Annotated in this window: 2 protein-coding genes; both read left to right on the forward strand. The window is 41.9% G+C overall.

Features of this window, described 5'->3' with window-relative positions; all coding sequences use genetic code 11:
- Positions 1-443 precede the first annotated feature (443 nt).
- On the forward strand, positions 444-632 hold the full coding sequence (locus HMPREF3138_RS25245; protein WP_071605287.1) for a type II toxin-antitoxin system HicA family toxin: 189 nt from the start codon (positions 444-446) through the stop codon (positions 630-632).
- A gap of 88 nt (positions 633-720) precedes the next feature.
- Positions 721-1,137: a type II toxin-antitoxin system HicB family antitoxin gene (locus HMPREF3138_RS25250; RefSeq protein ID WP_038873320.1), complete on the forward strand. Its 417-nt coding sequence runs from the start codon at positions 721-723 to the stop codon at positions 1,135-1,137.
- The last annotated feature ends 90 nt before the right edge of the window (positions 1,138-1,227 follow it).

Here is a 1,227-nt window from a genome sequence, read left to right on the forward strand (position 1 = left end):
AGTCCAACCCGGAAAGACACGACAAAGCGCCACTGGCAGCAGCCGTTGGTAGAGGTGTACAAGAGATTAACTGAATGAGAGTTCTTGAAGTGGCAACCCAACTGCGGCTACACTGAAAGGACAGAATTTGGTTTCAGCGGTCTTGTACACCCTGTTACCACGGTTCAGAAGTTCCCCAACTTACTGAACCCTCGAAAAAACCGCCTCCCCAGGCGGTTTTTTCGTTTCAAAGGAAGATTACCGACAGCACAGATAGATCTCAAGAAAATCATTCAATCAAGCAGAAACAAAGCAACTTTCCTTACCGCTTGAATACACACGATTACACACAGAGATTGACACCGTGTGTAATCGTGTGTATTATTGTCGAAAGTTTCCGCTTTTGATGGAGACGAAAGGAACCCAGCTCCGCAAAAGCAGAGCACAACCATAAGGTACGTAGCATGAGTTCTTCTGAAGACATAATCCGAAGAATTCAGCTCGATGGATGGGAAAAAGTGGCCCAAAAAGGTAGTCATGTGCAGTTTAAACATCCTACTAAAAAGGGTCGCGTAACCATTCCTCACCCGAACAAAGACCTGCCTAAGGGAACTGTAAAAAGTATCCTTAAGCAGGCCGGGATAGCTGAATGATTCCTCACCGGGAAGGCTTTGCCTTCCCGGTAGAGTTCAGAATGACTTACTACGTTTAATGAGTAATGAGAGAGATTAGGAGTTAACCATGTACATTCCGGTAGTGATCCATAAGGATGCCGATACGGATTATGGCGTAACTGTTCCTGATATTCCTGGATGTTACTCAGCAGGTGTAACCGTAGATGAAGCATTGCAAAATGCTAAAGAGGCGATTCTTTTTCATATAGAAGGATTAATTGAGGATGGCGTATATCATGAATTTAAATTCAGCGATATAGAAGCCTTAAAAACTTATGATGAATATCATGATGGTATGTTTTCGTTGGTTGACGTAGATCTTAGCGCATTAACAGATGAAGCGACAAGATTTAATGTTAGCTGGCCAAAATACGTATTAACCATTTTAGATGGTTCATTAAAAGAAACTCATGAGACTCGTTCAGGTTACTTAGCAAAATTAGTGCTTCAAGACTTGCGTAGAAATAGATCATTCCAGGATTAATGTGAATCAAGGATAGAACTCATAGGAGGAACAGACATGGCAAAAGACAGTAAAGGTAGAAAATTCAATAGGATTGCGTCATACCAAAAG

The sequence above is a fragment of the Serratia sp. HMSC15F11 genome, from assembly GCF_001808215.1.
GTDB lineage: Bacteria > Pseudomonadota > Gammaproteobacteria > Enterobacterales > Enterobacteriaceae > Serratia > Serratia nevei.

Excerpts from the sequence above, each read along its gene's own strand:
- HMPREF3138_RS25245 (WP_071605287.1), top strand. The coding sequence starts at position 444 with ATGAGTTCTTCTGAAGACATAATCCGAAGAATTCAGCTCGATGGATGG.
- HMPREF3138_RS25250 (WP_038873320.1), top strand. The coding sequence starts at position 721 with ATGTACATTCCGGTAGTGATCCATAAGGATGCCGATACGGATTATGGC.